Source organism: Microcoleus sp. K1-B1, from assembly GCF_036704705.1.
In the GTDB taxonomy this organism is placed as follows: domain Bacteria; phylum Cyanobacteriota; class Cyanobacteriia; order Cyanobacteriales; family Microcoleaceae; genus Microcoleus.
The window spans coordinates 1-25,895 of the sequence record NZ_JAUBSH010000094.1; the positions used below are offsets into that span (position 1 = coordinate 1).

A 25,895-nucleotide genomic window follows, 5' to 3' on the forward strand; every position below is an offset into this window, starting at 1 on the left:
GTCTGACCAGTTTTTTTTCAACAATTCTCTAGAAGCCTCTTGACAAAAGACTTACAGTCTTAACTTGTCACCAATGGCCTACTTCTGTATTGTCCGTCTGGCGACTGCGGCGCAAACCTTCCTCTAATAAAGCAACTTTTAGCCCCGGCAAAACGTGAGATTCCGTCAGCCGTTCGCTTCCCCGGTTAGCAATTATTTTGAAAGCAATAACTTGCGCTTTTTGTACGTCTACTACCCAATACTCAGACACTCCTAATTACTCGTACCCAGGCTCTGCCTGGGGACGCATATCAGGAGGCTCTGCCTCCAATTTTCCTGGTTACAAGTGCAAAAAATATTTGACTTGTGAAGAAAAACTTCTGAGTAGGGGCGATCGCATTTTTACCATTCAGCAGTAAGGTACGCAGGGCGCACCTTACAAACTATTAACCTAGGACTATTCTGCCACTTCCTCAGATTCCGATTCTTCTGCCGATTCTTCACCAGCAGGCGGCACTAAAGCCACAGCTACGATCGAATCATCCTCATCTAACCGCTGCACCCGCACACCCGTTGCTGTGCGCGATTGAGTAGAAATTGCACTCACAGCCTGACGGATAATAATACCTCGGTTGGTAATGATCATCAATTCGTCATCTTCGTTGACAATTCGCAGGGCAGCTACCTGATCCTTACCCTTTTTCGACTTGAATTTAGTAGCCGTCAATCCCTTGCCAGCCCGTCTTTGTAGGCGGAATTGAGAAACTGGAACCCGCTTGCCATAGCCGTTGGTGGTAATTACCAACACCGAAGGAACTTCGCTGCTAACTGTCGAAATTTCTTCGACCTCTTCGCCTTCAATTTCCTCGGCTTGCAATTCTAATTCTTCATCTTCCGTTTCCAATTCAGCACTTTCTGCCCCTTCAAATTCCGCTTCGTCCGTTTCTAATTGAGCAATATTAGCTCCCTCAAATTCGGAGTCTTCCGTTTCCAGTTCAGCAATTTCGGCAACAATTGAACTGGGCAAAATGTCCATGCTAATCAACTCATCGCCCGATCGCAATTTCATTGATTTTACACCCCGCGTCGCGCGGCCGACTGGGCGCAACTGTTCGTGATTGGTGCGGAAATGAATTGCCATGCCTTGGCGCGTACCGATGATGATGCTGTCGCCAACTTTTGCTCTCCGCACCCAGCGCAGTTGGTCGCCTTCTTCTAGAGAAATGGCGATTAATCCATTAGTGCGGATATTGCCAAAAGCTGAAAGTGCGGTTTTTTTGATGTAGCCGCCGCGAGTCAACATTACCAAGTATTCTTCGCTGCTGAATTCTGTGACTGACACCATAGAAGTGATTTTTTCTTCTATAGGAATCGGCAGCAGTTGCACCACGGGAGTGCCGCGGGCAGTCCGGGAACAGATGGGAATTTGATAAGCTTTGACAGAGTAAACTACGCCCCTGTCGCTGAAGAACAAAACGCTGTCATGATCGCAGCAGGAAAGGAAATGTTCTACTCCGTCGTCTTCTTTCATTTTCGCGCCTGCTTTGCCGCGAGTAGCGCGACTTTGGGCCTCGAAAGTGCTGACAGGCATCCGCTTGATGTAGCCTTGCTCGGTGATCAGAAGAATTGCTTGTTCGTTGGCAATTAAATCTCTTTCATCGATTTCTCCTTCGGCGTGTTCGATGACGCTGCGTCTAGGAGTGGCGATTTTGGTTTGGATTTCGACTGCTTCAAATTCGGCGATTTCTAAGATGCGTTCCCGGCGCGCTAAGATATCTTCCAAATCGGCGATTTTAGCTCGCAATTCTTCGTGTTCTTGCTGAATTTTTTGCGCTTCTAATGCTGTCAAACGCCTGAGCTGCATTTGCAGAATTGCATCGGATTGCTGATCCGAAAGACCGTAATTATCCATCAATTCCTGTTTGGCTGCTGCGGAGTCGGCAGCGGCGCGAATTAGGTGAATAATTGCATCTAAGTTGTCTAGGGCAATTAATAAGCCTTGCAGAAGGTGGTCGCGTTCTTCTGCTTTGCGGAGTTCATATTGAGTCCGGCGAGTAATTGTCTCAATGCGGAACTCTAGGAAGACATTGAGGAATTGGGAGAGCGTAAGTAGTTGGGGTTCCCCGTTTACTAGCGCTAACATATTGGCTCCAAAGTTGGCTTGGAGGGGTGTTTGTTTGTAGAGGTTGTTGAGGACGACGCGCGGATAGGCGTCGCGCTTGAGTTCGATCACGATGCGCATTCCGTCTCTGTCGCTTTCGTCGCGAATGTCGGAAATTCCATCTAATCTTTTGTCGTTGACAAGTTCGGCAATTTTCTCAATTAGCGCTGCCTTGTTTGTTTGGTAAGGCAATTCGGTGATAATAATTGCTTCTTTGTCGGGGCGGCCGGGATGTTCGATGGTTTCAATGCCGGCGACTCCGCGCATTGTAATCGAACCGCGCCCGGTGGTGTAAGCATCCCGAATGCCGCTTCTGCCGAGAATTTGCCCTCCGGTGGGAAAGTCCGGGCCGGGGATGTACTGCATCAATTCCAGGTCGGTAATTGCTGGATTGTGGATTAGTGCTACTAAACCGTCAATTATTTCGCCTAAATTGTGCGGCGGAATGTTGGTTGCCATCCCTACAGCAATCCCGGAGGAACCGTTGAGCAAAATTTGGGGAATGCGTGCCGGGAGTACCAGGGGTTCTTGCTGGGAACCGTCGAAGTTGTCGCCGAAATCAACTGTTTCCGAGTCGATGTCGCGCAGCATGGAGTCGCTAGTGAGAGCTGTCAGGCGACACTCGGTGTAACGCATCGCAGCGGGCGGGTCGTTGTCAACGGAGCCGAAGTTGCCGTGGCCGTTGATCAGGCGTTCCCGCATGGAGAAATCCTGAGCCATCCGCACCAGGGCGTCGTAAACCGCTGTATCTCCGTGCGGGTGATACTTGCCCAGCACCTCCCCCACGACGCGGGCGCATTTGCGGAAAGGTCGATCGGGAGCCAAGCCCAATTCGTTCATGGCGTAGAGAATGCGTCGGTGAACGGGCTTGAGACCGTCCCTGGCATCTGGTAGCGCCCGACCGACAATTACGCTCATGGCGTATTCCAAGTACGATCGGGACATCTCATTACCCAGATCCGTCGGGATTATCCGCGACTCAGAGGTGCTCATAGGTTGAAAAACTCCGTTAAAAATTTAAATTTGACCGCTATAAATCTCAAAAATGCGATAAAATCGGTTTGGATTCAGTAGAGCTGCCAAATATTGCCAATTACTCCTGAAATTATATCACAATTTGCCTTGGACTTTATGGGAAAGTTGCCAGAAAAATTAAGGGACGAAACAAGCACAATTGATAATTTGTCAGTTGGTGATTTTGTCAGCAGTTGGCAAAAGCTAAAAAGGTTTTTTTAGGCGGTCGGTTTTCATGCTTTTGTGAGTTTTTTTGACAGCCATATAAGAAATTAAAATGGTTACTCGATCGAAATTTTAATTTCACAAAACCGAAGGCTTTCTTAAAGCTAACTAAAAATCTAAAATCTAAAATCTAAAATCTAAAATCAGCCGATGCTACCCGTCATCTACTCCGAAGATTTCTTGCTGCACAAGACTGGAATGCTTCACCCAGAGCGACCAGAACGTTTAACGGCGATCGTCAACGCTCTGAAAGCTGCTCCTTGGGCGGATCAACTTGAGTGGCAACTGCCCACCCCAGTGGCGCAGCGCGAACAACAACTGTTCTCGGCTATCAAAAAAGTTCACTCGCAAAGATACATCAAAGAAATCGAACATTTGGCTCATCGGGGAGGCGGCTACCTCGACGGTGATACGCCGATTTCTGCTGAAAGTTACGATGTAGCGCTGCTAGCGGCGAGTGCTTGGCTCGATGGGGTCGATCGAGTGGTGGCTGCGGGGGAACCGGCTTTTGTGCTGGCCAGGCCGCCGGGACACCACGCTGAAAACGCCCGCGCGATGGGTTTTTGCTTGTTTTCCAATGCTGCGATCGCCGCTCACTACGCCTTGGAACAGCCGGGAATCAATCGTGTCGCCATCCTCGACTGGGACGTGCACCACGGCAACGGCACTCAATCTTTGGTGGAAAGCTGCCGGCAAATTGCCTACTGTTCCCTGCATCAATCTCCGTGCTATCCGGGAACGGGAGATGCCGAGGAGCGCGGTGCCTACGACAACGTGCTGAACATTCCCCTCTATCCGGGCGGTGGCATAGCTGAATACCTGAGCGCCTTTGAATCTCTTGTCGTGCCTTTTTTGTCCAAATTTGAACCGGATTTGTTGATTGTCAGCGCTGGTTATGACGCTACTGCGTCCGATCCGCTGGCGAGCATGACTCTGATGCCGTCAGATTTCGGTACTTTCACGGGATACTGCCTGCAACTCACCCGCCGCATCGCCTTTGGATTGGAGGGGGGTTACGCGCTGAAAGAGTTGGCCGAGTCGGTTGTGGCGACTATTGACCGATGCCTCAATTAGCTGGAAAATTGGCATAGGGGAAAATGATGTTGAGAAGCCATGAGGACGAGATGGAGAGTTTTTGAGGGCGATCGGGCTTGATGGTCTTTTTCCCTCTGACTTCTGACTTCTTCCCTCTGACTTGTAACTTCTGACTTCTGACTTTAGTGACAAGCATCACCAATTTAAGAGATCCAAGTCACTGGGCATCAAAGTCTCGGTCACAGATTTTTAGCCAAAAAATCACACCGTGTCAATGTTTTCGATCGCCTTTGAAGTCACTCCCAGAGTGCACAATACAAATACAACAAGCCTGTTAAAATTTTATCTGTCTCAATCAACTAGGAGGTTTATCATGTCAGTATCCCAAATGACACTCGAAGAGTTATTTGGTCAGGTCATGTTCTCCAGCGTCGTGACTCGCCACGACCGGAGACAGCTCAGATCTGCACTCTTAGAAAGAACACTGAATGAAGATGAGTATGCCATCATCAACCGACTGCTGTACAACGTTCGCCGCGGTTGGGTAAAAATTGTCGATTAAAGACGTGGCAACCACTCTCTGTAAAGGAGTTAATACCATTTTCGATTTTCGATTTTCGATTTTCGATTAAAGAATTGGTGATGACTGATAACTATCGGGGTTGAGAGCACGGGCCTAAAGTTACATTTTTTGGGAACTCGTTACAAGTAGAACTTGCCAAGTCGGGAAGTTTTTTGTGTTTAATAGTTGGCTCGAAAGTGTGATGTGTTTGACCAGTGTGTTAATTATCAAAATCTCGCTACACATCAGCCTATAGGTAGAGATAATTATAAAATAACAGGTTTCGGGTGCATCTCTACTTGTTGAAAACTTGTGAGTTTTGAGTTGTTAACTGAAAAGTTATAATTAACTCAAAACTCATAATTTTTTGGATTTGAGATGGGAAATTGGATAGTGGGAAAACTGATGAATATCAGGGTTGAAAACCGCTATAAAGTTAATATTTTTTAAACTGGCATTAAAAATCAAAACTATCAGCAGTTTCCGGTTGAGGAGGAGGGTGCGATCGTCCAAGCACACCGACTCGCATTGGCGATCGACCATTCCGGCAATTTGAGCTCAGAAGTGTCAAAATATTAACAACCAGTTCATCCCCAAAATATATGGCTCCCGCCGTTTTAATTGAAAATCTTCAGAAACGCTACGGCACTGTAGAAGCCGTTAAAGATGTTTCCTTCAAGGTAGAACCGGGGGAAATATTTGGTTTGCTAGGCCCCAACGGTGCAGGCAAAACCACAACCCTGCGGGTACTTTGTACTTTGAGTGCGCCCGATAGCGGACGCATTGAAGTGTCTGGCATTTCTGCTGTGGGCCAGCCGAGAATTGCCAGACAAAGACTAGGCTACGTCGCCCAAGAAGTGGCTCTCGATAAGGTGCTGACGGGGCGGGAACTCCTGCAACTGCAAGCAGCGCTTTACCATTTGCCGCGCCCTAGGATTAAAGGGCGGATTGACGAAATGGTGAAACTCCTCGGTTTGGAGGAGTGGGAAAATAAAAAGACGGGTACTTATTCCGGCGGTATCCGCAAACGCCTTGACTTAGCTGCTGGGTTGCTTCACCAGCCGGATGTTTTGGTGTTAGACGAACCGACTGTCGGGCTCGATATTGAAAGTCGGGTGGTGGTGTGGGATTTCCTGCGGCGCTTGCGGGAGGAAGGTACGACGGTTTTGATTACGAGTCACTATCTCGAAGAAGTGGATGCTTTGGCCGATCGCGTGGCGATTATTGACAAGGGTACGGTGATTGCACAGGGCACGCCGGAGGAGTTGAAAAATCGGGTTGGGGGCGATCGAGTGACTTTGCGGATTCGGGAGTTTTCGCCGATCGAAGAAGCCGAAAAAGCTAAAACTCTGATGCAATCGCTGCCTTTTGTGCAGGAAGTAATTGTCAATACGGCCCAAGGAAATTCTCTCAATTTAGTAGTAACACCGCAAAGCGACGCGCTGGTGACTATTCAGCAAGCTTTGAAAAATGCGGGACTTCCTACTTTTGGGATTGCTCAATCTCGGCCGAGTTTGGATGATGTGTATTTGGCTGCGACTGGTAAGACGCTGTTGGATGCCGAGTTGGCTGCTGCTAGCAACCGCGATTTGAAGGCCGAGCAAAAACAGGCGATGCGATCGTAGTTTGAGGGAAGGGAAAAGTTCGTCAGAAACAGGCAAGATGCCTGTTCCACAAAGAGTGAATTTTCTTGTGGAACAGGCATCTTGCCTGTTCATAAACCAGTATTCCGGCGGTTTCAATCGCATCTGCACACACGAAGTCTGCCTTCGCAGACAAGCGAGATAAGTTAGCTATAATCTTAAGAGTGAATCGAAAAAATACTATAGTGATTTGGGAGGATATTAATAAATGAATCTTGTTTTGGAAGTTGAAGCGCCTCCTTTTCGAGAAGATGCAACAGGTGCTATTCGGGTGGGAAATTCAAGAGTTTTGCTGGAATTGGTGATTAGAGCTTTTCAGGATGGTGCGTCGCCGGAATCTATTGTGCAGCGTTATTCAACTGTGTCGTTGTCCGATGTCTATAGTGCGATCGGCTATTATCTCCGACACCAAGAAGCAGTGGAAACTTATCTCAATTATCGCGAGCAATTAGCAGATTCCGTCCGTCAGCGTTTGTTAGGCATTCAACCAGATCTCAGCGTTATTCGATCGCGCTTGTTAGCCCAAAAACAATCTTGAGGATTAACTATGCTGCGGCTGTTGAGCGATGAAAATTTTAATGGCGATATTGTTCGAGGGCTTTTCCTGCGTCAGCCAGACCTTGACTTGCTTCGCGTTCAGGATGTTGGTTTGCGAGAAGCTGACGATCCAACAATTCTCCACTGGGCGGCGCAGAACGATCGCATTGTGTTAAGCCATGACCGAGCAACTATGCCCGATTTGGCTTACGAACAGTTGAGGGATAAGGAACAAATGTCAGGTTTGTTTATAATTAACGATCGAATGCCAGTTAGAGAGGCTATTGATGAACTTCTGGTGCTGGTTAACTGTAGCGAACAATCGGAGTGGAAAGGAGTTGTTTTGTATTTACCATTGTAACAATTTTTAGACATCCAACACTTGCTCTGCTGTCAGTGCTAATTCTGGGAAAGCTCTAGATATAATTCGCTCAGTGCCTCGGTAAGCAGTCATTTGATAAACCCCATTTTCATCGAGCAGGTAAACAAAAACAGTCGGTTCTTTCGGGTTGCCCAAATAGTTTCTGCTACCCAAAGCTAAATAATCGACAATCCAATATTCAGAAATTCCCAGCCGCTGATATTCATCCAGCTTGTCGATATAATCATCTTCCCAATTTGTTGAGACAACTTCTACAACTAATTGTGGTGGTTCAGTTAGTGCTGAATAGGCGAAGGGCTGCGATTTCCAGAGGGTTTTGTCTACTACTGTAACATCAGGATGGCGGGCTTGTTCTTTACCATTCGGGGTTAATGTCCTCAGCATAAATCTGCCAGATACCCTGTAATTGAGCGGAACGCGATCGACTTCTCTATCAAATTGTTTTATCAGAAAATCAGCAACATCCTCATGCAGTCGGATTGGTAATATTCTCACAATTTCTCCACTGACAAGTTCATAGCGGCCTTCTTCATCGGGAAGTTGCTTGACAAATTGCTCGAAACTGAGCATCTGCTTAGGTTGGATAGGAGTTGCGGTCATGGTTTTATCTCATTTAGCTATATATTTAGGACTATTCTGCAACCATTTTAACATACTGTTTTAACACAGGTGGAATCGTGAAAACGGTTTCTGTTTCACAGATCGATTTTTCGATCATTCCCCGTCTGGCTAAAGATTGAATGGCTTTACATAATTCACGTTGTGAGCCTTGACATTTGGCCATCCATTCGGTAAATGAAACAGGCTCGATTTCATTGCTAAGTTGCGAAATCGCCTGTTTTTCTATTTCGGACAACCGCTGATAATGCTGCTGCAATATCGGTGTCAATTCATCGCTTAAAAATACTGGTTGATAGCTGAGATATTGAGATACTCTACCGCCAAATAAGTTATTAATGGTTGGAGCGACTAATTTTAACCACAGGGGATTACCTTGATAAAGGTTAATCAATTCTGGCCAGTATTCTTCATCCAACAAACCTTTTTCTCTAAGAATTTCTGTTGCTGCTTCACCTAAACAGGTTAACTGCAATAAACGTACTGCTGAATTATCGTCGGTGAATGTGATGATGTCTGAGGGAGGTTCCCAACTATTGAGGATTAAGCAGCTATTGTGGGGAAGTTCGCCGATGAGTTTAAATAGGGTTCCGTAGTTTTCATATCCGGGTTTGTAATTTCCTGCAAGTTGCCCGCTGCTGAGAATTTGCTGCACGTCATCGAGGATGATGAGACAGCGATTTTCTCGCAAATATTCGATTAGGATTGATAACTGAACATCAGTGTTGGCGGGTATGTTAATTTCGGGTTGATTTGAGAGAAATTGAATGAGGGTTTTGAGGGTTGTTTCGAGGGGTGGGGAGGTGCGGAGACTGCGCCAGATGATGCGATCGAATTGAGTTTGAATTTGGGGGATGAGGTGACGGGCGATCGCACTTTTGCCGGTGCCTGCCATGCCTGTGATGGTGAGGAGGCGGCAGTTTTGGCGGGCGATCGAGTTTTCGAGGGCGGTGACGGGTGAGTTGGGGTAGTTGTAGAAGGTTCTGAGCTCCGGTGCATCTCTTAAATCGAGTCGCGGTTTCTGTTCGGTGTTGTCTTCATTTGAGGTTTGTGTTGGGGGTGAGTTTTGTGGAGCTTTTGGAGGCTGTGAGTTTTCTGTGCAGACGTTTATATTCCCTTTGTGGACAAGGTTAAAATAACCAGAATTTGAAATTTTAGATATTTCATATCTTTCCATTGTGGAGCTCAAATTGGATTTATTAACATCTTCCTCTAAGATTTTTGAAAGAATTTTCCATAACTTTGATGCAATATTTCTGACATGGCGTTCAGTACAATGAACCTCTTGGGAAATTTCGGAGTATTTTTTACCTTGCCAAGTTCCCCGTACTACTGCCTGTTGCCGATCGTCTAGGTGTTTGCCCGTCTTAGTGAACACCAAGCCATCGGCCAACCTTAAGAGTTCTTGAACATCCATTTATTGGGTAGGGGTAGGAAGTTTTATCTATTGTATCAGACTTTTTCTGACTTTTTCTGACTTAGGAGGGCAAAATGTGACTTTTAACGGCTAGCTAATTTTATCAACTACTGGCCAATTGTGACATTCTCCTACTGGACAATACATAAAAATTAAAGTTAAACTTTTTAATGAGGGGCATTAAAGCAAGAAATTGCTTAAAATGTGGTTGCGTCAGTGAGCAAAGAAGTAAATAAAAAGGCTCAGAAATTAGTTTTGCCCTTAGTTTTGACATGGTAGGAGTGCCCGTGTTAATCCGCCTGGGCTTGCTTTTTTATCAACCAGCTTTTTTATTTTTAATAATTGCAAGACGTTTAGGGGCTTTTCGCCTCGTGAAGTGTTCGTAAAAATTTAGTAATTTCCAACAGGATAAAAAATTATGTCTAGTGCATTATCCCTACCGCAAGCTAATTTAAAAATGGCTCTATGGCAAGTCGATGCTGATGCAATGAGCAGCAGCGAATTGTATGTCTGGTTAAATGATATGGGCTTGCCGCATGAAGTCTCGATGCGACTGCATGAACTTGCCACATACACGAAAAAAGCTGCTAACAAAGTTTTACTCATCGGCAAAATTCTCCTGATTAAAATCATAGAATTTGTCAAAGCGCATCCCCATTTAGCGATAGGGGTTGCTGTTGGTGTCGCTGTAAGAATTTTGGCAAGTTCGATACCATTTGTCGGCCCGTTATTAGAACCTTTGGCAACAGCGCTGGGTATCCCAATTGGTGCAATAGCCGGCCACCGACTCGATCGAGGCAAAGAGGTGTCTGATGGAATTATTGGAATTGTTCAAGAGATTATTGAGATTGCCAAAGATTTTTTTCAATTACTGATAGACGTTTTCAATACAATTTTCCGCAACGTCATCACTGCTTAACTGCCCAAATTAGCAAAAAGATTGAGGTTTAATATGTCGGCCAATAAAACGCCAACCAAAGAGCAAATTCTGAAGGCAATTGAGCAACTGGAAAAAAACCCACACGATAAATTAGGGATTTTAGCAGAGATTGGCATTGGTGTAGTGGGGGCTGTCAGTGCCGGTGCGGCGGTGGCAGCTTTCGGTGGTGCATCATTTCTATTTGGGTTAATAACCGTTGCACCTCCCGTAGGATTAGTTGTGGGTGGTGCAGCTTTAGGTGCTGCTGCTCTTGTAGGGGCAAAACGAATGTTATTTGATGGCACTTCTGACGAGGGAAAACGAGCAGAAATACTTAAAAACTTAAAAGAACAGCTAAGAGATGTTGAAGCCAAAGAAAGAGCCTCTAACTTGGAAGACAGCGATAAAACTAAATTTATTGTTTCGTTGAAAGAACCCGTCAGGCTCGATTTAATTAGCCCGAAAGACGCTCAGGATTTAATTAGGGCCGTAGAAAGCGGTCAAATAGCAATCAAAGAGGCGATTAAAATGGTTGAGGATGTGGTTAAAGCTGCTAAACCATAACTGCCTTCTGACTGCGTAACCTGGGAATGCTAAGTTGTAAGTCTGCGATCGCCCTTACTTAAACCAAGAGCGATCGCTCTTGATAAGTAACTACTGATACTCTACTACAGCCGCGAGCGCCCTGGCAATTTCCTCCATCCTAGGATAGCACTGTCAGAGCAAATGTGATCGCCCGTAACAACTACATCACCATGTTACCTTCTGAAAAACAATACTATCTGCGGTGACAGTAACTGCATATCGATCCCCAGGTTTCAGTTGAGCTTCAATCTCAGCGGGAATTTCTAACTTACCGTCGGAGTTGACAGGAACAGTAATATTTGATTTCAAAATGTATTCTCGCAGGTGTTCAACCACTCTATCTTGCAGAGTTTCCGGCAGAGATTCCATCATCTCGACCAAAGTAGCGATCGCCCTTGATGACATAGCTTTATCCTCCTAGTAAATCAAGTTTTTATTTAGTATATTTGATGAGCTTATTCTCAATTTTAGAGCGATCGCCCGCCCAACACCACCAATACCTCCAGACTTGCTACTGTAAAGAGAGTTAGATTTAATCAAAATCAGCGCAAGCAATTATGAGCGGTACTGTTACATCCCCCAACAACCTCAACCAGCAGCGGCCACTCTCCACGGCATCCGCTGACACTTCCACTTCCCTGCTGGGTGACTTCATCCAAGAAACACTCGCCTTAACAAAGCGCCTGTTTATTCAATTGCAGCGCCGCCCCTCGACGCTAGTTGCAGGCATTATTCAGCCGCTGATGTGGTTGGTTTTGTTCGGAGCTCTGTTTGAAAATGCACCCGCCGGCTTGTTCGGCGAAAGCCAGAATTACGGACAATTTCTCGGCGCTGGCGTGATCGTTTTTACTGCGTTTGCAGGGGCGCTGAATGCCGGTTTGCCGATTATGTTCGATCGCGAGTTCGGATTTCTCAACCGCTTGTTAGTCGCGCCGTTGGCTTCGAGATTTTCGATCGTCCTGGCTTCGGCTATTTTTATCGTCACCCTCAGCTTTATCCAAACCGGCACAATCGTTACAGCCGGGGCGTTTTTGGGCGCGGGATTCCCCGGAATTGCCGGACTAGGGGCGATCGCCCTAATTGTGCTGCTGTTAGTTTTGGGCGTCACCGGCTTGAGTCTGGGTTTAGCCTTCGCCCTTCCCGGTCACGTAGAATTAATAGCGGTAATTTTTGTTACTAACCTGCCGCTGTTATTTGCCAGCACAGCCCTCGCGCCGCTGTCATTTATGCCAGAGTGGCTGCAAGTTGTGGTGACTCTCAATCCTCTGAGTTACGCGATCGAACCCATCCGCTACCTGTACCTGCACAGCGATTGGTCGCTAGCCAGTGTCGTGATGCAAGCTCCTTGGGGTAATGTTACCTTTGGAGGAGCGCTGTTAGTATTGCTGGCGTTTGATTTGGTGGCGCTGCTGAGCATTCAACCGCTGCTGAGACGCAGGTTTGCTTAGGGCGATCGTTTCATCGCCACCGTCAATTCTAGGACACGGCGCCGTGCCTTTCGTCGTGTCAACTTAAGGTAAAACCGATAGTCCGTCAGCGGTTGAAACAAGAACCTCAAAGCCAAAGTCCTCTTGCATAGGAGTAATGAGTTCTTCAGTCCTCTTGGAGAGGACTTTAGCTATGAGACAGGGAATTCATTCCCTGGCGGACTACCGGGTAGGCGAGAGGACTGGCGGACTAAAAGCTTAAGTTGACACGCCTTGGGCTCTTGGAGTGTCCTGAGCCCTAGCGAAGTAATATAATATTTAGTCACAAGTCAGAATATTGTTTAGATAGAATTGTTTTTTTGAAGATTCAACTAATAAATGATGAACACCAAAAGTTCCAAATCCGGCAAATTGATGATGGGGATTGCTGCAAGCGCGATCGCATCCTGTGCTCTGTTCTCGCCTCAAGCAAGCTTCGCTCAAGCCAGCGGTTTAAATAATGCTCAACCGCTGCAAGACTTTCAAACTCAAGACAATACCGACCCATTTTCCGGCCGCAGCAGCGGCAGCGCAATCTTGGATTTAATTCACCGATCCAAATTGGGAGGCGGCCGCAGCATGGAAGAATTTAATAGCGAACAGCGCCAAAATTTGAACGATGCGGCCACAGAATTTCGGAACAAACAGCGCCTACTACTGGAAAAGCAAGCAGTACCTACACCAGGGGCGATCGCACCAGCAGAAATTACCGCCCCTGTCCCTTAAATTTACCACTGCTGTTTGCTCATTTCTCAGTCCGCGTGAGCGAAGCCAGCGCTTAGGCGGACTTCGTTTGTCTAGCAGCAATTTCAAGATCCGAGTCTTATCTAAAAACCATCACCCTTAATCCCGTTCCAACCACGCCCGCATTTTACCCGGATTAAGCAAACCGTAAGGATCTACCAACTCTTTAAACTGCAACTGTTCCACATTAATACTTTTCATCCCTCCATCTTCCAATATATAAGTGTGAGGATTAGCAATCAGTGCGCCTTGCTCTTCGTGATAGCGAATAATTTCATTGAGCCGTGATTCCGTAGTGTAGCGAACTATTTGCAAAGCCGCGGCGATCGCCCTGCCATTCATCCGCAAAAACTCCAAGTGCATCATCACCTCATCCCCATAAAAATTATACAGTTCCTCAATCAACTTCAAACCTTTATCTGCGGGAAAAAGCGTCTGTAAATAAGTCAGGGACGGGTCAGCGCTGCGAGCGTGTAGAGTTGTATGATTCCAAGTAAATTCAGCAATTGCTGCACCTTTGCTCGCTGCTTGCGCGTTTTTTTGATAGCAAATTGTGCCGCCATATTCGCGCACCAAATCTTGCAGCGGTTCCAGACAAGATTCAGCTACCATTAACAAAGCACAGTGCTTACCTTCAGGAATTGCCTCGCGGAAAGCAGCAAAATAAGCAGGAATCGGCCAAGCACAAACACAAATTAGTTTTTTGATAATTCCGTCAGCATCGCCCAAAGCTTGACCGAAGTTGGCCGATGTCATAAAATCGTCAAAAGCGACAATGATTTCCGCCCAAGCATAAGCAGGGGCGAGGGGAATTTCTAACTCAGTAATAATTCCATTTGTGCCGTAAGCGTGATTGACTTTTTGCACTTCATCGCCGCGCAATTCGATGACGCGGGGATCGTCTTCCATTGTAACGACTCGAACGGCATGAAGATTTCCGCGATCGCGCAATTGCCCGTAAGTTATCGAACCAATTCCCCCGCTACCGCCGCCGATAAATCCCCCAATCGTTGCCGTGCGATAGGTTGAGGGAACCATCCGCAATTCCCAACCAGTTTCTCGCGCTTGTTTGTCGAAAACCGACATTTTCACCCCTGGTTCTACGCAAGCTAAACCCGGTTTTATCCAGCGGATACCGTTCATTTTGCTGGTATCTAAAATGACGCCGCCCTTCAGGGGAATGCACTGCCCGTAATTGCCCGTTCCTGCACCTCTGACAGTTAGCGGAATTTTGGATTTGACGCAGGCTGCAGCAATCCGCAAAACTTCGGCTTCGCTGGCGGGACGAACTACTAAATCTCCTGTTTTATCACTTAAAAGAGGTTGCAAAACTGGACTGAAGTGATAATAGTCTTGAGATAGCTTGACAACTTGGGCGCGATCGCTAATTATTTCAATTCCCGATAGTTCCGAAGAAAAAGCATCCCAGTCAATACTTTGAATCGCAGTTGCAGTCATTTTGTTTACTCCATGCTGGCAGTATTATATATTTTCTCAAGCAGAACTTAGTAACATAAAATACTAACTGCGATCTTTCTTTAAGCAGTAAGGTGCTTATTCGCAAACCCTACACATAGAAGTTATGCCTCCAGGACTGCTTTTTTCAATTAACAAATCCCCCAAACACCGCCATACCGTAGTATTTCCAAGGCACTGCAACAGTGACAAATCTAGCTTTTACCAGCATTTCCAACTGTGCCGAAAGTGTAGCTAGGCGATCGGGACTAGAATATCCGTAAGAGACACTCTTCCCCACATTTGCGCGAATTTGTGCTAAGGTTTCCCCCTGATTTAGCGCCCAATCTTCTCGCGCCGCTTGATAAATATCTTTCATTGCTGCTGATTCTGCTAAAAGAGAATCGGCATTCCAAAAACAGCCACCAGCATTTAAACTTTCGCGAATCCGTTGAAACAATTTCAACTTCATCTCATCCTCAAGATGGTGAATTGCCAGAGATGAAATGCAAGCATTGAATTTATCGCCCAAGCCTGAGAAATTGGGATTGTTCGCCCATTCTCCAAAATCCATTTCTAAACCAGTCCACCGGGATGCGTATCCTGCAGACTCTATTTTGGTGCGGGCAAAATCAAGCATTCGCGGCGAGTAATCGACAGCCACTATTTCCGCAGACGGGTAGCGTTTGAGAACTTTTAAAGTGAGTTCCCCCGTACCGCAGCCGAGTTCTAAAATGCGATGGTTGGTGTTAGCAATGCAGCCTGCTACTACATCCAGCATTTCGTCATATTTAGGTAAAAGTCGCCGAATGCCGGTATCAAAATCAGCAGTATTGACGAAAACTTCTCCCGGGAAAATTTCCTTGTTAGTAGGTGAGACAGTAGAGTCAGAATTCACGATCGCCAACCATAGACTACAATTGCTATCCTAACCGAAATAGAACAAAAAATGCGTGAACTAGGGACACGGCAGTGCCGTGTCCTTACACGATCATCTATACTTCACTCAACAGAAAACCACTATCAAGTTATGCGTATTCTTTACGGATAAGGGAAACACTCGCGGTAAGCAATAATTAACCATCCCTTGCACTCTCCAGTCTGGTTTTACCCCTGACGCCAGCAAAACACTCTGAACAAGCAGTGTTATGTTAGTAGTGCCTAAATTCCAATCAAGATTAAATCTCACGCTTGAGGATACCATGCGCCAGTTGATTTCTCGAATTCTGGCTGCCATCAGCCAATTAATTTACAAGCGAATTATCCTTGCCGTGACAATTTTATTTTGTGTAGGTGTAGGAGTAGCGATGGCAAATATGTCTTCTCTTTCCTCCAGCCTAATCGAATCGCAAGCCCTCCAAAATGCCACCCTCTATGCCCAAGCTATTAAACAAGCCCGCACCCTTTACAGTTCTGATGTGGTCAATCCTCTCAACACTGCTAAAGCGATTAACTTTACCCACGACTACAACCCGACAAAAGTAACAATTCCAGTACCGGCTAGTTTCTTAATAGAACTCGGCAAAAATATCACCCAGAAAAATCCCGAAGTCTCACTTCGTCTCTACAGCAACTACCCGTTTCCCTGGCGACGAGAAGAAGGCGGAGCCAGAGACGATTTTGAACGGCAAGCTATTAAGTATTTGACGCAAAATCCTACACAAAAGTTTTTTCGCCGTGAGGATTTTCGCGGCAAGCCAGCCTTTCGATATGCCGAGGCAGATATTCTAAGTTCTAGCTGCGTCAACTGTCACAATACTCACCGCGACAGTCCTAAAATTGATTGGCAAGTGGGAGATGTGCGGGGGATATTAGAAATTACTCAACCTCTAGAGAGCATCACTCAAAATACTCAAAGTGAACTTAAAAACCTGTTTCTACTGTTAGTAGGACTTTCAATCTTAGGGGTCACAGGATTAACTTTAGCTATCAGCAGGTTGCGCCAAAATGCTAAACAATTAGAACTGCGCGTCTGGGAACGCACGGCACAATTGCAAGAAACTAATGTAGAATTGGTAAAAGAACAGGAAAAGAGCGATCGCCTGCTGCTCAATATTTTACCCCAATCCATTGCTGCCAAGCTAAAAGACGGTCAAAGCAGTATTGCTGACGGCTTCGCAGAAGTCACGATTTTGTTTGCGGATATCGTAGGGTTTACCGTGCTTTCATCACAAATATCTCCCGAAGAATTGCTCAAGTTTCTCAACGAAATTTTTTCATCCTTCGATGGTTTAACGGAAAAGTATGGGTTGGAAAAAATCAAAACAATTGGAGATGCTTACATGGTAGTGGGAGGTTTGCCAAATCCCAGCACCAACCACGCCGAAAGCATTGCGGAAATGGCTTTAGATATGCAGGAGGAATTAGCAAAATTTAATGCCAAACATCATGCAGGAATTAACATTCGCATTGGTATCAATACCGGGCCTGCAATTGCGGGGGTTATTGGCACTAAAAAATTTATTTACGACCTTTGGGGCGATGCCGTCAATACTGCAGCGCGCATGGAATCCCACGGGATTGCCGGCGCGATTCAAGTCACACAATCAACTTACGATATCTTGCAAAATAAGTATCGGTTTGAAGACAGAGGAATTATCCACATCAAAGGCAAGGGCGATATGAATACTTATCTGCTTGCAGGCAGGCTAGTTAGCGCAGTTTCGGTTTAATTTGTTTATTATATTATTAAGGGGTATGCTAGTTAGTCCGAAGTCATCAGTCATTCGTTGTTAGTCGTCAGCCAAGAACTAACAGTTAATGGCTGCTGGCTGTTGACTACTGACAATTACAGAAATTACACAGGAGATTTGAGAACCCGGTTTCTGCGCGGTTGCGTCGTTGACACACCCAAACTTGATGACCAGAAACCCGGTTTTTTTCCTATGTCCTACATTAGCCATTTGCAAAATAATAAATTTTATGCGATCGCGGATTTTATCATTCTTAAAATTTTTCCAATCTCGCTTGTCTAGGCAAATAGCTTTGTGGGTATTTGCTAGCATTCTTGTCATAGAGGGAATTATTTTAGTTCCCTCTTATTTTCGGCGAGAAAATGAACTTTTAAGCCAACTGGAACAGGTATCTCGGGCGACTGTTGATTCCCTAGAGTTTTTGCTCCAACAAGATATTTCCGATCGCACTTTCTTGCAAGAAGAAGTAAAAAATATTACTAAGGATTCTCAAGTAGTCTTAGGACTATCTATTTACCAAGCTAACGGTGAACTAATATATACACTTGGCGAACGACCAGAAATCAGTTTAGAGCAACTAAAACAATCTCGTATAGTTCACAATCACAATTTCGATGGCAAAAGGTACGATATTGCTTGGACGGAGCGACATTTGGGAGGCGATTACATCTTAATTGTTCGCCACGATGCTTCCACCGTCCAGCCGGAACTCTACGCATTTATCGGGCGGATTGCGGTTCTAGTCATCATTATATCAGCCTTTGTCACTTCTGTGACTATGTTGTTTTTAGGGCTGACAGTAATTTCACCTCTCTTGAGATTGCGCGATGACTTGATCGCTGCTGGAGACGCTTTGAGCAAAGATCGAGAACAACCTGATTTCTACTCTCTGTCTGTCAAGCGGGATGACGAGTTGGGAGAACTCATGGTCGCCTTCAATCAAATGTTTCACCGAGTATACAAGGAAATTGCACAGCGGAAACAAGCTGAGGAAGTATTTCGCGCCGAGCAAGAAAAGTCGGAACGTTTATTACTAAATATATTACCGGTAATGATTGCTGATCGCCTCAAACAAGGTCAGATAAATATTGCGGACGGATTTGCCGAGGTTACGGTTTTGTTTGCTGATATTGTGGGCTTTACCGAAATATCTTCGCGCACATCTCCTGAAGAATTAGTGGAGTTGCTTAACAAAATATTTTCATCTTTCGATCGCTTAAGCGAACAATACGGCTTAGAAAAAATTAAGACGATAGGCGACAATTATATGGTAGCCGGCGGTTTGCCACTTCCCTGTACAAATCACGCCGAATCTATTGCCGAAATGGCCCTGGAAATGCAGCAAGAAATCATGAAATTCCGCGACGAATGCGGTAAACCTCTCAATATCCGCATTGGCATTAATACTGGGCCTGTTGTAGCAGGTGTCATCGGCACTAAAAAGTTTATTTACGATTTGTGGGGAGATGCTGTGAATACAGCAAGCCGCATGGAATCTCAGGGACTTCCTGGTAAAATTCAAGTTAGCAACTCAACTTATGAGTTGCTGTGCGATAAGTATTTGTTGGAAAAGCGCGGTAAAATTAATGTTAAAGGCAAAGGATCTATGACGACTTATTTGCTCAAAGGCAGAAAATTGTAACTGACAATTTTAACTTTCGCCGGGGAATACGTGGTATGGGGGCTGACGTTGCAGAGCAGCCACCCTCGACACCAAAATAGATTTTTTTTAACGAACCGCGAAGACGCGAAGGACACGAAGGAAGAGAAAAGAAGAAAAGAGAAGAGAATATAAAGAGTTGCCAAGTAAGTTAACATTGCTATATTAAAATGCGAGTTGATATTAGTTACCAGGGTAAAAATGACTGCGAATCAGGAACATCATTCTTCAATTTCACCGATTTGGCAGCCCTTCACGCAAATGAAAACGGCTGCCCCGCCGCTGAAGGTAATTCGCGGCAAAGGATCGGTGCTGGAATTAGCAGACGGGCGGCAAATTCTCGACTGCATTTCTAGTTGGTGGGTGACTGTTCACGGGCACAGCCATCCGGTTCTCGCTGAGGCTCTTTACGAACAAGCTCAAAAGTTAGAACACGTAATCTTTGCCGGATTTACTCACGAACCAGCCGAGAAACTTGCGAGTAAATTGCTAACTCATACGCCTGCTTCTTTAACGCGGATTTTCTTTTCTGATAACGGATCGACTGCTGTTGAAGTTGCTCTGAAAATGGCATTTCAATATTGGCGCAATCTCGGAGAAACTAACCGTACTAGCTTTATTAGTTTTGAGGGAGGTTATCATGGCGATACTGTGGGCGCGATGTCTGCTGGCAGAAGTTCGCTGTGGTGGGAACCTTTTGCACCTTTAATGTTTGCTGGGGATGTTGTTCCTTTTCCCGCGACTTTTGATGGCGATGAGGAGGTGGAAAGCAAGGAGGCGACGAGTTTAGAGAAATTGGAGTTTTTGTTAAAGCAGGGCGGCTATGCGGGAATTTTTATCGAACCTTTGGTGCAAGGTGCCGGAGGAATGCGAATGTGCCGCCCTGAGTTTTTGCAGGCGATCGCACAACTTGCCCGCCAGTTTAATGTATTGTTGATTTACGATGAAGTAATGACTGGTTTTGGTCGCACGGGCGAACTGTTTGCCTCTGTTAAATCTGGAACTTCACCGGATATCCTGTGTTTGTCTAAAGGATTGTCTGGCGGCTGTTTGCCAATTGCTGTCACAATGGCATCGGAGGATATTTATCAAGCTTTCTGGCGAGATGAATCGGACAAAGCTTTTTTTCACGGTCATTCTTACACCGGAAATCCTTTAGCTTGTGCGGTTGGTGTAGCCTCTTTTGAGCTTTTGGAGCAAAACCCAAATGTTTATCAAGGGATGGAAAAACTGCACCGCCAATATCTGAATCAATGGCTGAGAAATCATCCTAAACTCGAACGGATTCGGACTTGCGGCACCATCGCAGCAATGGATGTGAAAACCGAAAGCGTTTCCGGTTATTTTAATGACATTGCTCCTGTATTGAAAGCCAGATTTCTCGAAGCGGGGTTTTTGCTCCGCCCTTTGGGAAATACGCTTTACTTGATGCCTCCCTACTGCATTTCTCCTGATGAACTAGAATCGATTTATCAGGTGATTCGTCAGGTTTTGGATACTCTGTAAACCCTTTAATTTTAGTAATGAATTTACCCAATTGGAACGATTTGGCTGACGACGCGCTGGCGGGCAAATGTATCTCTCGCGAGCAATCTTTAGCCGTATTGCGCGCACCGGATGAGGTTTTGCTGGAACAACTAAACGCAGCTTATCGGGTTCGCCGCCACTACTGGGGAAACCGAGTCAGGCTGCACTATTTGTTAAATGCTCAAAGTGGCCTTTGTCCTGAAGATTGCCATTATTGTTCTCAGTCAAAAATTTCGACTGCGGAAATTGAGAAATATCCCCTCTTAGCTAAGGAGAAAATTCTGGATGCCGCCCAACGCGCAGCAGAGTTAAAAGCTGGTACGTTTTGTTTGGTGATTTCGGGCCGCCAACCCAGCGCATCTACTTTCGATCGCGTTTTGGATGCTGTTGAGACTGTGAAGGCAAATTATAACCTGAAAATTTGCGCTTGTTTGGGATTGTTGAGCGAGGAGCAAACTCATCGGCTGGCTAAAGCTGGAGTCGATCGCGTAAATCACAATCTCAATACTTCCGAATCATATCACACGGACATTTGCACCACTCACACTTTTGGCGATCGGGTGGAAACCGTCGAACACGTAAAAGCAGCGGGAATCACAACTTGTTCCGGCGGAATTTTGGGGATGGGCGAATCGGATGATGATGCGATCGATTTAGCGCTTTCGCTTCGCGAGTTGGGCGTTACTAGCGTGCCGGTCAACTTTTTCATTCCGATTCCCGGTACGCCATTTGCAGATGTGAACAGGTTAACTCCCCGCCAATGTTTGCGAATTCTTTGTTTGTTCCGATTTTTGCTTCCCAGTCAAGAAATTCGGATTGCTGGGGGACGGGAGGTGCATTTGCGATCGCTGCAACCTCTCGGACTCTACCCCGCTAATTCTATCTTTGTGGGCGATTATCTGACAACTCCCGGACAAGCTGCCCATCAAGATTGGGACATGATTCGAGATGCGGGATTTGCGATCGAATCCCCCGAAGGTTCTCTCTTAGAAGTTGATTCAGCAGTTACCAAATCCGAACAAAAAACCCTGGTTGTTTAACTATTATAGTAGTTTTCAATCGAATGAAATAGAGTAGGACACGGCAGTGCCGTGTCCCTACCCAATATCTCTACTTCACGCTTACGCATGGGCGGATAGAAACCGGGTTTCTGAGATAGCAAATGCCTCAGCCTTAACTTCTGAGATTGTAGTCAAAAACCCTTATTTTCCGGTTGACATTCTTCAATCTAAAATCTAAAATCTAAAATCATACAAGGGGGGGGAAATTGTGGACAAACGCGAAGAAATTACTATCGCAGAATACCAGCTAACTGCCGAATCTTTTCGAGAAGGAACTTGGCATCATGACGTATCCCAAAATCGATCGGCATTGACCGCTGCCATGCCCCGCAATCCCGGTAAAATTCTCGATATAGGATGCGGGCCGGGACGAGATTTAGTAGCCTTCAAGAGCCAAGGACACACAGTTGTAGGCTTAGATGCAACTCCAGCTTTTGTAGAAATAGCTAAGAAGTTATCGGGATGCGAAGTTTGGCAGCAATCTTTTCTGAATCTCGACTTGCCAGAGGCAGAATTTGACGGTATTTTTGCCAATGCTTCCCTGATTCACGTTCCCAGCGACGAGATGGTAAAAGTGCTGCAAAATTTGCACAAAGCCTTAGTTGTTAACGGTGCAATTGTCATGTCAATGTGTCGGGGAAATTGGGAGGGATACGACGAGAGACCAACGGGAAAACGCTATACAGCCGGATGGGAATATCATACCTTAGCGCCTTGTTTAGAACAAACAGGATTTGCAATAGTCAATCACTACTATCGCCCCCCCGGCTTACCCCGCGAAGCTCAATCTTGGGTAGTAATGGTGGGCAAAAAAATCTAACGTAAATTAGAAATTGGCAATCGGTAATTGCCAATCATTCCCCTCTCTTCCTCTGCGCCCTCTGCGCCCTCTGCGGTAAAAAAAAACTAATTCAAAAAATTACAGAGGATTGTTGTATACTGTTCCACAGTCAAAACAACCACTTTCTGCACAACTTAAAACACAATTAATATGACAGAGAAATCCCACATTTTTTTAGCGGGTGCTAGCCGAGGCGTAGGCCTAGAAATCGCGAAGTTGTTGGTAGAACAAAAGATGCAAGTAACAGCACTTTTGCGATCGCCCGCAACCAGCACGGAATTAGAAGCGATGGGCATCAAAGTCGTGAATGGCGATGCTTTGGATGCAGCAGCTATGGAAGCTGCGATGGCTGGCGGCGATTCAATTCATGCCGTAATCAGCACAATTGGCAGCTTGCCAAAAGATAGAGAAATATCCGATTATTGGGGCAACAAAAACTTGATTGATGCGGCCGTCAAAGCAGGCGTGCAAAAATTTATTTTAGTTTCATCAATCGGCAGCGGTAATAGTGTCGGCGCTTTGCCGCCCCAAGCTTTAGAAACTTTGCGCCCGGTTTTAATTGAAAAGGAAAAAGCCGAAAATCATTTGATAGCAAGCGGGATGATTTATACAGTGATTCGTCCGGGCGGACTCAAATCGGAACCTGCAACAGGCAACGGTATTTTAACAGAAGATTGTCGAGTTTCTGGAACGATCCACCGGGCAGATGTAGCGCAGCTAGTTTGTCAGTGTTTAGTTTCTGATGCTGCTAACAATAAAGTTGTGTCGGCGGTAGATAAACAGATGGTTTACGGCCATTCAGAATTTGAGGTATTAACTTTCTAGGGGCGGGTTTAGCGCAAAATAAGCTGTCTGGCATCTAAATTGTATTTTTTGGGCGGGCTAGAAGCCCAACCCCTACTCCCCACAGGAAAATTGAACTTTTGTGGAACAGGCATCTTGCCTGTTCCTAAAAATGCTGCGCCCAACCCCTACTCCCCACAAGAAAATTGAACTTTTGTGGAACAGGCATCTTGCCTGTTCCTAAAAATGCTGCAAGATTTGGCACTCAAGAATCAAAGGGCTTAATCCACGATCGCCCGATCGCCCAATCTAAAACCAAACCCGCGATCGCAAACAATACTACACTCTCGACACCGCGAACCGCAAACGGCAATAACTCCTGTAGGGCGGGCATCTTCCCGGCATCAAAAAACAATCCAGAATCCAACTGTCCAAAAGCCCGCACCAACCCAAAAGCCAACACCGCACCAGATTTTAGCTGCGGGTTAACATCTCGGCGAATCGCATAGCGGTAAGTCACGCCGAACAAAAAACCGCCCAAAAGTGCGATCGTCCCTCTGAAGGCAAAATTTAGGTCAATTTCCCTTACCTGCAAATTCGCCAGAGAATCCAACCGATCCGCTAGAATTAAGCTATTACCAAGGGCGATCGCCCCAAAACCCAGCAAACAAGACAAAGCAGCAACACTCCCTGCCTTCAAAGATTCTACCCGTTCAGCCGCACTAAAATTTGACGAATCCTTCACAGCGCCCTCATTTCAAAAATGGCTCAAATTGACTTATCATAAGGTTTGAAGTCACTTTGTACAGTTTGTTCAATAAATAGCTATGGATATTTTGTCACTCGGTTGGGTTTCGGTGCTAGTTCTGTTCTCCTTCTCAATTTCAATGGTCATTTGGGGACGCAACGGTTTCTAGATTCCAGAATAGCTTGCGGGGCCAGCTTTTTAACGGCCCCGCATTTTTTTTCATCCTATTTAACCAAATCAAAATAACAGGAGTTGGAAACATGACAGCAAAAAAAATATTAATGTTAGTCGGCGACTTTGTAGAAGACTACGAAGTAATGGTGCCCTTCCAAGCACTGCAAATGGTAGGTCACACCGTCCACGCCATCTGCCCGGACAAAGCCGCAGGCCAAACAATTCGCACAGCAATTCACGACTTTGAAGGCTATCAAACCTACACCGAAAAACCCGGTCACAACTTCACTTTAAACGCGACTTTTGACGAAATCAACCCAGCAGACTACGACGCTTTGGTTATCCCCGGAGGACGCGCCCCAGAATACATCCGCCTCAACGAACAAGTGCTGCAAATTACCCGCTACTTTGCCAACAGCAAAAAGCCGATCGCATCTATTTGTCACGGCTTGCAAGTTCTAACCGCCGCCGGCGTACTCGAAGGCAAACGGTGCACCGCATACCCCGCTTGCAGCCCCGACGTACTCCGGGCCGGCGGCAAATATACAGAAGTTCCAGTTACCGAAGCCGTAGTCGATGGCAATTTAGTCACCGCCCCCGCGTGGCCAGCACATCCTAACTGGCTGGCTGAATTCCTGAAAGTTTTGGGAACGAAGATCGAACATTCAGAGAAAGTCGAAGTATGACTATTTTCACAGTCAAAGTTAAACCGAATTCCAAACAGCAAAGCATCGCAGAACAACCCGACGGCAGCCTCACAATACATCTCAAGTCGCCGCCAGTGGAGGGTAAAGCCAATCAAGAATTAATCATACTGTTAGCGAAAAAGTTTAAAGTGCCGAAATCTGCGATCGGCATTAAATCCGGTTTTTCCTCCCGAAATAAACTTGTGGAAATTCCAATGGAACCTTTCACTTAGAAATCAACGTAATAACAAATCTATCTAAAGAGGGATACAGACTCAAATTTAAAATTCATATATTAGTAGTTGTAGAGTTAGAATATAAAATTATGAGCATTGAAAATAGAGTCGAAGCAACAGCGAAGAATATTGAAGGCAAAATCCAAGAAGCTGTTAGCGAAGTTACTGGCAATCAGAAAGATAAATTAGAAGGTCAAGCCAAGCAGGATGAAGCATCAGCAATTCACTTGAAAGAAGACCTTAAAGATAAAGCCAAAGAGATTGTAGACCGAGCTTAGTAACAGTATTCGCTACAACTTTCCTGCCTACTAAATCCCGCAAACGATATGTTTGGGGGATTTTTTATAATGAGCCTAAATTATTTGTATCAATATCTTGGGGCGGGTTTATAAAGATTATTGGTGGCAAATTCATCGGCGAACCGCCTACAGATTCTAGTAATTCATAATGCAAAAGCATTAATTTTGTTGCGGGAATTGTTTCCATTGCATAAGTTGTGCCATCTTGAGGAGAAAATTATACCTCAAAAGCACTGCCATCAAATTCCATGACAACTGTTCCTACTTGTCCTTTATATAATTTAATGATTTGTTTTGTTTCAAAATGGGTTGCTTCTAAGTCTTCTGTTAAAGCAACAATATCTATAGCAATCCTAAATGATTTTCTCTATCTAGATCAATCCTAAATGATTTTCTCTGTGTAAGTATATTGACGTATTTTGGGGAAATCAAATTTATGTTCGTT

The 25,895-nt window shown here is 45.5% G+C and carries 29 protein-coding genes; 19 read left to right on the forward strand and 10 right to left on the reverse strand.

Annotation, left to right across the window (positions count from 1 at the left end; translation table 11 throughout):
• Positions 1-67: 67 nt before the first annotated feature.
• Both QUA83_RS24695 and gyrA read right to left on the reverse strand, forming a co-directional pair.
• Positions 68-250 carry a hypothetical protein gene (locus QUA83_RS24695; protein ID WP_333296528.1) on the reverse strand — a complete coding sequence of 61 codons (183 nt, stop codon included), beginning with the start codon at positions 248-250 and terminating at the stop codon, positions 68-70.
• 186 nt (positions 251-436) lie between these two features.
• The gene (gene gyrA, locus QUA83_RS24700; protein WP_333296529.1) at positions 437-3,133 is read right to left on the reverse strand and encodes a DNA gyrase subunit A; all 2,697 of its coding nucleotides are present in this window, start codon (positions 3,131-3,133) and stop codon (positions 437-439) included.
• A gap of 396 nt (positions 3,134-3,529) precedes the next feature.
• On the opposite strand from gyrA, the gene QUA83_RS24705 reads away from it, so the two are divergent.
• Entirely contained in the window at positions 3,530-4,453 is a 924-nt protein-coding gene (locus QUA83_RS24705; RefSeq protein ID WP_333296530.1) for a histone deacetylase, read from the forward strand.
• Positions 4,454-4,787: 334 nt separating this feature from the next.
• A complete protein-coding gene (locus QUA83_RS24710; RefSeq protein WP_015175516.1) occupies positions 4,788-4,976 on the forward strand; it encodes a hypothetical protein in 189 nt (62 codons plus the stop codon).
• A 357-nt stretch (positions 4,977-5,333) separates the two neighbouring features.
• Here the strand turns inward: QUA83_RS24710 and QUA83_RS24715 are convergent, their stop codons facing one another.
• A complete protein-coding gene (locus QUA83_RS24715) occupies positions 5,334-5,519 on the reverse strand; it encodes a hypothetical protein (protein WP_333296531.1) in 186 nt (61 codons plus the stop codon).
• A 59-nt stretch (positions 5,520-5,578) separates the two neighbouring features.
• Between QUA83_RS24715 and QUA83_RS24720 the strand changes: the two genes are divergently transcribed.
• From QUA83_RS24720 to QUA83_RS24730, 3 genes are all read left to right on the forward strand, one after another.
• On the forward strand, positions 5,579-6,601 hold the full coding sequence (locus QUA83_RS24720; protein ID WP_333296532.1) for an ATP-binding cassette domain-containing protein: 1,023 nt from the start codon (positions 5,579-5,581) through the stop codon (positions 6,599-6,601).
• Between the two features lie 226 nt (positions 6,602-6,827).
• Positions 6,828-7,157 carry a DUF433 domain-containing protein gene (locus QUA83_RS24725; RefSeq protein ID WP_333296533.1) on the forward strand — a complete coding sequence of 110 codons (330 nt, stop codon included), beginning with the start codon at positions 6,828-6,830 and terminating at the stop codon, positions 7,155-7,157.
• A gap of 9 nt (positions 7,158-7,166) precedes the next feature.
• The gene (locus QUA83_RS24730; RefSeq protein ID WP_333296534.1) at positions 7,167-7,517 is read left to right on the forward strand and encodes a DUF5615 family PIN-like protein; all 351 of its coding nucleotides are present in this window, start codon (positions 7,167-7,169) and stop codon (positions 7,515-7,517) included.
• Between the two features lie 6 nt (positions 7,518-7,523).
• On the opposite strand, the gene QUA83_RS24735 is transcribed toward QUA83_RS24730, so the two are convergent.
• Positions 7,524-8,138 (reverse strand): Uma2 family endonuclease, encoded by a 615-nt coding sequence (locus QUA83_RS24735; RefSeq protein WP_333296535.1) that lies wholly within the window; start codon positions 8,136-8,138, stop codon positions 7,524-7,526.
• 31 nt (positions 8,139-8,169) lie between these two features.
• Positions 8,170-9,573 carry an NB-ARC domain-containing protein gene (locus QUA83_RS24740; protein WP_333296537.1) on the reverse strand — a complete coding sequence of 468 codons (1,404 nt, stop codon included), beginning with the start codon at positions 9,571-9,573 and terminating at the stop codon, positions 8,170-8,172.
• A 418-nt stretch (positions 9,574-9,991) separates the two neighbouring features.
• Here QUA83_RS24740 and QUA83_RS24745 point away from each other — a divergent pair, with 418 nt between their 5' ends.
• On the forward strand, positions 9,992-10,492 hold the full coding sequence (locus tag QUA83_RS24745; protein ID WP_333296539.1) for a hypothetical protein: 501 nt from the start codon (positions 9,992-9,994) through the stop codon (positions 10,490-10,492).
• A gap of 33 nt (positions 10,493-10,525) precedes the next feature.
• Positions 10,526-11,056 (forward strand): hypothetical protein, encoded by a 531-nt coding sequence (locus tag QUA83_RS24750; RefSeq protein WP_333296540.1) that lies wholly within the window; start codon positions 10,526-10,528, stop codon positions 11,054-11,056.
• 186 nt (positions 11,057-11,242) lie between these two features.
• Here QUA83_RS24750 and QUA83_RS24755 read toward each other — a convergent pair whose 3' ends face one another.
• A complete protein-coding gene (locus QUA83_RS24755; protein WP_333296541.1) occupies positions 11,243-11,482 on the reverse strand; it encodes a hypothetical protein in 240 nt (79 codons plus the stop codon).
• A gap of 152 nt (positions 11,483-11,634) precedes the next feature.
• Between QUA83_RS24755 and QUA83_RS24760 the strand changes: the two genes are divergently transcribed.
• Positions 11,635-12,525 carry an ABC transporter permease gene (locus QUA83_RS24760; protein ID WP_333296543.1) on the forward strand — a complete coding sequence of 297 codons (891 nt, stop codon included), beginning with the start codon at positions 11,635-11,637 and terminating at the stop codon, positions 12,523-12,525.
• 357 nt (positions 12,526-12,882) lie between these two features.
• A complete protein-coding gene (locus tag QUA83_RS24765; protein ID WP_333296544.1) occupies positions 12,883-13,269 on the forward strand; it encodes a hypothetical protein in 387 nt (128 codons plus the stop codon).
• Positions 13,270-13,386: 117 nt separating this feature from the next.
• Here the strand turns inward: QUA83_RS24765 and QUA83_RS24770 are convergent, their stop codons facing one another.
• Together QUA83_RS24770 and QUA83_RS24775 are read right to left on the reverse strand one after the other, a co-directional pair.
• Positions 13,387-14,745, reverse strand: a complete 1,359-nt coding sequence (locus QUA83_RS24770; protein ID WP_333296545.1) for an FAD-binding oxidoreductase — start codon at positions 14,743-14,745, stop codon at positions 13,387-13,389.
• Positions 14,746-14,890: 145 nt separating this feature from the next.
• Positions 14,891-15,640 carry a class I SAM-dependent methyltransferase gene (locus QUA83_RS24775; protein WP_333296546.1) on the reverse strand — a complete coding sequence of 250 codons (750 nt, stop codon included), beginning with the start codon at positions 15,638-15,640 and terminating at the stop codon, positions 14,891-14,893.
• A 304-nt stretch (positions 15,641-15,944) separates the two neighbouring features.
• Here QUA83_RS24775 and QUA83_RS24780 point away from each other — a divergent pair, with 304 nt between their 5' ends.
• The 6 genes from QUA83_RS24780 to QUA83_RS24805 all read left to right on the forward strand — a co-directional run bounded on the left by QUA83_RS24780 (position 15,945) and on the right by QUA83_RS24805 (position 23,349).
• Positions 15,945-17,414, forward strand: coding sequence for an adenylate/guanylate cyclase domain-containing protein (locus QUA83_RS24780; protein WP_333296547.1), 1,470 nt, complete (start codon positions 15,945-15,947; stop codon positions 17,412-17,414).
• 250 nt (positions 17,415-17,664) lie between these two features.
• Entirely contained in the window at positions 17,665-19,077 is a 1,413-nt protein-coding gene (locus tag QUA83_RS24785) for an adenylate/guanylate cyclase domain-containing protein (protein WP_333296548.1), read from the forward strand.
• Between the two features lie 219 nt (positions 19,078-19,296).
• Positions 19,297-20,601: an adenosylmethionine--8-amino-7-oxononanoate transaminase gene (bioA, locus tag QUA83_RS24790; RefSeq protein ID WP_333296549.1), complete on the forward strand. Its 1,305-nt coding sequence runs from the start codon at positions 19,297-19,299 to the stop codon at positions 20,599-20,601.
• 17 nt (positions 20,602-20,618) lie between these two features.
• Complete coding sequence (bioB, locus tag QUA83_RS24795; protein WP_333296550.1) at positions 20,619-21,662, forward strand: biotin synthase BioB; 1,044 nt, start codon at positions 20,619-20,621, stop codon at positions 21,660-21,662.
• Between the two features lie 229 nt (positions 21,663-21,891).
• Positions 21,892-22,503: a methyltransferase domain-containing protein gene (locus tag QUA83_RS24800; protein ID WP_333296551.1), complete on the forward strand. Its 612-nt coding sequence runs from the start codon at positions 21,892-21,894 to the stop codon at positions 22,501-22,503.
• A 171-nt stretch (positions 22,504-22,674) separates the two neighbouring features.
• The gene (locus tag QUA83_RS24805; RefSeq protein WP_333296552.1) at positions 22,675-23,349 is read left to right on the forward strand and encodes an SDR family oxidoreductase; all 675 of its coding nucleotides are present in this window, start codon (positions 22,675-22,677) and stop codon (positions 23,347-23,349) included.
• A gap of 223 nt (positions 23,350-23,572) precedes the next feature.
• On the opposite strand, the gene QUA83_RS24810 is transcribed toward QUA83_RS24805, so the two are convergent.
• A complete protein-coding gene (locus tag QUA83_RS24810) occupies positions 23,573-24,052 on the reverse strand; it encodes a hypothetical protein (protein WP_333296553.1) in 480 nt (159 codons plus the stop codon).
• Between the two features lie 82 nt (positions 24,053-24,134).
• Between QUA83_RS24810 and petN the strand changes: the two genes are divergently transcribed.
• The 4 genes from petN to QUA83_RS24830 all read left to right on the forward strand — a co-directional run bounded on the left by petN (position 24,135) and on the right by QUA83_RS24830 (position 25,429).
• Positions 24,135-24,224: a cytochrome b6-f complex subunit PetN gene (gene petN / locus QUA83_RS24815; RefSeq protein ID WP_071883976.1), complete on the forward strand. Its 90-nt coding sequence runs from the start codon at positions 24,135-24,137 to the stop codon at positions 24,222-24,224.
• A 91-nt stretch (positions 24,225-24,315) separates the two neighbouring features.
• On the forward strand, positions 24,316-24,915 hold the full coding sequence (locus QUA83_RS24820; protein WP_333296554.1) for a DJ-1/PfpI family protein: 600 nt from the start codon (positions 24,316-24,318) through the stop codon (positions 24,913-24,915).
• A complete protein-coding gene (locus QUA83_RS24825) occupies positions 24,912-25,148 on the forward strand; it encodes a DUF167 domain-containing protein (RefSeq protein WP_333296556.1) in 237 nt (78 codons plus the stop codon). The genes QUA83_RS24820 and QUA83_RS24825 overlap by 4 nt, the downstream gene beginning before the upstream one ends.
• A gap of 92 nt (positions 25,149-25,240) precedes the next feature.
• On the forward strand, positions 25,241-25,429 hold the full coding sequence (locus QUA83_RS24830; protein ID WP_015175540.1) for a CsbD family protein: 189 nt from the start codon (positions 25,241-25,243) through the stop codon (positions 25,427-25,429).
• A 238-nt stretch (positions 25,430-25,667) separates the two neighbouring features.
• On the opposite strand, the gene QUA83_RS30650 is transcribed toward QUA83_RS24830, so the two are convergent.
• Positions 25,668-25,802, reverse strand: a complete 135-nt coding sequence (locus tag QUA83_RS30650) for a DUF4926 domain-containing protein (protein WP_445301809.1) — start codon at positions 25,800-25,802, stop codon at positions 25,668-25,670.
• Between the last annotated feature and the right edge of the window lie 93 nt (positions 25,803-25,895).